This is a genomic window from Ruegeria sp. BG9 (genome assembly GCF_056538305.1).
The window spans coordinates 1-5,508 of sequence record NZ_JBQFSY010000019.1; the positions used below are offsets into that span (position 1 = coordinate 1).

Here is a 5,508-nt window from a genome sequence, read left to right on the forward strand (position 1 = left end):
TTTGATTTGTCTTTCTGTTACTGGATCAAATCAAGCCTATCGGGCGATTAGTACCGGTCAACTGAACGCATTACTGCGCTTACATCTCCGGCCTATTGACGTGGTGGTCTTCCACGGCCCTCAGGGAGACCTTGTTTTGAGGGGGGCTTCCCGCTTAGATGCCTTCAGCGGTTATCCTGTCCGATCATAGCTACCCAGCACTGCCGTTGGCACGACAACTGGTCCACCAGTGGATCGTTCACCCCGGTCCTCTCGTACTAGGGGCAACTCCTCTCAAGTCTCCTACACCCACGGCAGATAGGGACCGAACTGTCTCACGACGTTCTAAACCCAGCTCACGTACCTCTTTAAACGGCGAACAGCCGTACCCTTGGGACCTGCTCCAGCCCCAGGATGAGATGAGCCGACATCGAGGTGCCAAACACTGCCGTCGATATGGACTCTTGGGCAGTATCAGCCTGTTATCCCCGGCGTACCTTTTATCCGTTGAGCGATGGCCCTTCCACTCGGGACCACCGGATCACTATGGCCGTCTTTCGACTCTGCTCGACTTGTCAGTCTCGCAGTCAGGCTGGCTTCTGCCATTGCACTCAACGAGCGATTTCCGACCGCTCTGAGCCAACCTTCGCGCGCCTCCGTTACGCTTTAGGAGGCGACCGCCCCAGTCAAACTACCCGCCACGCAGGGTCCCGGATCCGGATAACGGACCGCGGTTAGACATCAAGAGTGCGAAGGGTGGTATCTCAAGGGAGGCTCCACGGATACTTGCGTTTCCGCTTCAAAGCCTACCACCTATCCTGCACATCACAATCCTGATGCCAGTGCGAAGCTGTAGTAAAGGTGCACGGGGTCTTTCCGTCTAACCGCGGGAAGCCTGCATCTTGACAGGCAATTCAATTTCGCTGAGTCGATGTTGGAGACAGCGGGGAAGTCGTTACGCCATTCGTGCAGGTCGGAACTTACCCGACAAGGAATTTCGCTACCTTAGGACCGTTATAGTTACGGCCGCCGTTTACCTGGGCTTCAATTCAAGGCTCTCACCTCTCCTTTTAACCTTCAGGCACCGGGCAGGCGTCAGACCCTATACGTCGTCTTGCGACTTCGCAGAGCCCTGTGTTTTTAATAAACAGTCGCCACCCCCTGGTTTGTGCCCCCAGCCCCTAGTTGCCTAGGAACCGGGCCTCCTTCTCGCGAACTTACGGAGGTATTTTGCCGAGTTCCTTCAACATCGTTCTCTCAAGCGCCTTGGTATGCTCTACCAGTCCACCTGTGTCGGTTTAGGGTACGGTCTGATGGAGGGCTATTTCCAGGAACCACTCAGCAGCCCAATCAATCCGATAAGATTGAACTACACCTGTGATCCGTCACATCCTCCTGGCCTAGGAATATTAACCTAGTTCCCATCGCCTACGCCTTTCGGCCTCGGCTTAGGGGCCGGCTTACCCTGCTCAGATTAGCTTTAAGCAGGAACCCTTGGACTTTCGGCGAGAGTGTCTCTCACACTCTTTGTCGCTACTCATGTCATCATTCTCACTAGTGATCTCTCCACCGGATGGCTCACGCCCCGGCTTCATCGAAAGAACTCGATCCGTCATTACATCCAGGTGGATGCAAATACGGATGAGTTCTATGTCACACTACGCTCTGCTACCGATGCTTACGCATCCCTAGACTTCGGCTCATGGCTTGAGCCCCGTTACATCTTCGCCGCAGGACAACTTATTTAGACCAGTGAGCTGTTACGCTATCTTTAAAGGATGGCTGCTTCTAAGCCAACCTCCTGGTTGTTTTGGTCGTCCCACCTGCTTTCCCACTTAGCCATGAATTGGGGGCCTTAGTCGTAGGTCAGGGTTGTTTCCCTCTCCACTACGGACGTTAGCATCCGCAGTGTGTCTGCCATCTAGTACTCCCGGGTATTCGGAGTTTGGTTAGGATCAGTAAGCCTGTGGGGCCCCATTACCCATCCAGTGCTCTACCCCCCGGGGTATTCGGATGACGCTCTACCTAAATAGATTTCGCAGAGAACCAGCTATCTCCGAGTTTGATTGGCCTTTCACCCCTAGGCACAGCTCATCCCGATCCTTTTCAACGGATGTGGGTTCGGTCCTCCAGTAAGTGTTACCTTACCTTCAACCTGGCCATGCCTAGATCACTCGGTTTCGGGTCTGATCCCACGAACTCATGCGCCCTATTAAGACTCGCTTTCGCTACGCCTACACCTAACGGCTTAAGCTTGCTCGTGAGACCAAGTCGATGACCCATTATACAAAAGGTACGCCGTCAGATCTCGAGGATCCTCCGACTGATTGTAGGCGTTCGGTTTCAGGTACTGTTTCACTCCCCTCGTCGGGGTGCTTTTCACCTTTCCCTCACGGTACTGGTTCGCTATCGGTCAGCAAGGAGTACTTAGCCTTCGAAGGTGGTCCTCCGATCTTCAGACAGAATTTCACGTGTTCCGCCCTACTTAATACGTCCATCAAAGCTTCCTATACGGGGCTGTCACCCGCTATGGCCATGCTTCCCAACATGTTCTAGTCACTTATCTGGCTCGGCTGGTCCCCGTTCGCTCGCCGCTACTAGGGGAGTATCAATTGATTTCCTTTCCTCCGGGTACTTAGATGTTTCAGTTCCCCGGGTTTGCTCTTAAAACCCTATGTATTCAGGTCTTAAGTACCTGTTTAAGCAACATATTGATTACCAAAGATAACAATATGAAGCTTTCAGGTGGGTTGCCCCATTCAGAGATCCATGGATCAAAGCTTATTCTCAGCTCCCCATGGCTTATCGCAGAGTATCACGTCTTTCATCGCCTCTTGCTGCCAAGGCATTCACCAAACGCCCTTCTCGCGCTTGATTTGATCCAGAAAGAGAAAGACACATGATAGTTGTGCTACCGCCTATTCGGCTACTTGAGCACAAGTATGTCAATCGCGACCGCCCAGCTGGTAACTAAAGGCGATCTTTCTTCTGAACCAAAAGCATACTTTCCCGCCTTCCATCCTGGAACCCGCGCTGCCGATGTCGGTCGGCCCCACGCAGAGGATAGAAGACAATGCATGATCGTCAGATCATGCGGGTTAGTGTACTTGACTTGGACAACTCTGTTCGTTTCAGCCGGGATATTCAAAGAGGGACGAGGAAACATCCCCAATCGAACCTCCTCCGAAGAGGACCAACTGAGATCAACGCCTCACTCGGCGCGATCAAACAGTGTTGATTGATTTCTCTCTATACGATGTCAATGCCTCCGAAGAAGCGACGTCCAATCGGACGGTTAAGAACCAAAAAGGTGCTTAACGATCTGATCGGATAAATGGTGGAGCCTAGGAGGATCGAACTCCTGACCTCCTGAATGCAAATCAGGCGCTCTCCCAGCTGAGCTAAGGCCCCATTCAGGTGCTACGCACCCTAATCTAGTGGTGGGTCGAGGAGGACTTGAACCTCCGACCTCACGCTTATCAGGCGTGCGCTCTAACCACCTGAGCTACCGACCCAGACAGGCCGGTCGGCCTGATGTGTTCTGAAGAGATATGAGGACGGCTCGGTCCATGAGTTTGATCAACTTTGTTTGTTGATCTTTTGCTAAGTGCTTCACGATCAAGAGCAAGCTCAAGATACTAGAAACATCCTTAGAAAGGAGGTGATCCAGCCGCAGGTTCCCCTACGGCTACCTTGTTACGACTTCACCCCAGTCGCTGATCCTACCGTGGTCCGCTGCCTCCAAAAGGTTAGCGCACGGCCGTCGGGTAGAACCAACTCCCATGGTGTGACGGGCGGTGTGTACAAGGCCCGGGAACGTATTCACCGCGTCATGCTGTTACGCGATTACTAGCGATTCCGACTTCATGGGGTCGAGTTGCAGACCCCAATCCGAACTGAGACAGTTTTTTGGGATTAACCCATTGTCACTGCCATTGTAGCACGTGTGTAGCCCAACCCGTAAGGGCCATGAGGACTTGACGTCATCCACACCTTCCTCCCGCTTATCACGGGCAGTTTCCCTAGAGTGCCCAGCCGAACTGCTGGCAACTAAGGATGTGGGTTGCGCTCGTTGCCGGACTTAACCGAACATCTCACGACACGAGCTGACGACAGCCATGCAGCACCTGTCACTAGGTCACCGAAGTGAAAGATCCATCTCTGGAACGGTCCTAGGATGTCAAGGGTTGGTAAGGTTCTGCGCGTTGCTTCGAATTAAACCACATGCTCCACCGCTTGTGCGGGCCCCCGTCAATTTCTTTGAGTTTTAATCTTGCGACCGTACTCCCCAGGCGGAATGCTTAATCCGTTAGGTGTGTCACCGAATAGCATGCTACCCGACGACTGGCATTCATCGTTTACGGTGTGGACTACCAGGGTATCTAATCCTGTTTGCTCCCCACACTTTCGCACCTCAGCGTCAGTATCGAGCCAGTGAGCCGCCTTCGCCACTGGTGTTCCTCCGAATATCTACGAATTTCACCTCTACACTCGGAATTCCACTCACCTCTCTCGAACTCTAGACCGATAGTTTTGGAGGCAGTTCCGGGGTTGAGCCCCGGGATTTCACCCCCAACTTTCCGATCCGCCTACGTGCGCTTTACGCCCAGTAATTCCGAACAACGCTAACCCCCTCCGTATTACCGCGGCTGCTGGCACGGAGTTAGCCGGGGTTTCTTTACCTGCTACCGTCATTATCTTCACAGGCGAAAGAGCTTTACGACCCTAGGGCCTTCATCACTCACGCGGCATGGCTGGATCAGGGTTGCCCCCATTGTCCAAGATTCCCCACTGCTGCCTCCCGTAGGAGTCTGGGCCGTGTCTCAGTCCCAGTGTTGCTGATCATCCTCTAAAACCAGCTATAGATCGTAGGCTTGGTAGGCCATTACCCCACCAACTACCTAATCTAACGCGGGCTAATCCTTTGGCGATAAATCTTTCCCCCGAAGGGCTCATACGGTATTACTCTCCGTTTCCAGAGGCTATTCCGTACCAAAGGGCATATTCCCACGCGTTACTAACCCGTCCGCCGCTCACCCCGAAGGGCGCGCTCGACTTGCATGTGTTAGGCCTGCCGCCAGCGTTCGTTCTGAGCCAGAATCAAACTCTCAAGTTGAAAAGCAGTTACCTGCTTATCCTTGACGTTCGAACCTCTGCACATCTTTGATTGCGCTACCGCCTATTCGGCTACTTGAGCGCGATTAGGCAATACCCCTACCCGGCTAGGCAGGGTGCAACCAAAAGTCATCTGTTTGTCTGTGCTTTAGCTTCATAGAAACCAAAGTACCGAACAAACAGTGAAGCTGACACTGGATCATCGGCCCCGACTAATCGAGAAACCTACCAGCGCGATATACAGACATTCAATCCGTCGAAACGAACCAAACCGCCCACATATCTCTTCAGTTATCCATCAATGTCAAAGAACAAACACCCAGAGCCAAAAACCAGACCGTTGCGCCAATCCCTCAGCGCGCCCGCCTAAAACTCAACCTCAGATGCCCCCAGTCTATCCTGAGCGTCCCCGCC

2 tRNA genes and 2 rRNA genes are annotated in these 5,508 nt (G+C 53.1%); all 4 read right to left on the reverse strand.

Annotated features, from left to right (window positions below):
* Positions 1–26: 26 nt before the first annotated feature.
* Positions 27–2,856: ribosomal RNA gene (locus ACR0I8_RS21970) — 23S ribosomal RNA — on the reverse strand.
* A 458-nt stretch (positions 2,857–3,314) separates the two neighbouring features.
* Positions 3,315–3,390: transfer RNA gene (locus ACR0I8_RS21975), tRNA-Ala, on the reverse strand.
* Positions 3,391–3,417: 27 nt separating this feature from the next.
* A tRNA-Ile gene (locus ACR0I8_RS21980) sits at positions 3,418–3,494 on the reverse strand.
* A gap of 139 nt (positions 3,495–3,633) precedes the next feature.
* Positions 3,634–5,095 (reverse strand): 16S ribosomal RNA (locus ACR0I8_RS21985).
* The 16S and 23S rRNA genes sit together here with 2 tRNA genes alongside, the layout of an rRNA operon.
* Positions 5,096–5,508 lie beyond the last annotated feature (413 nt).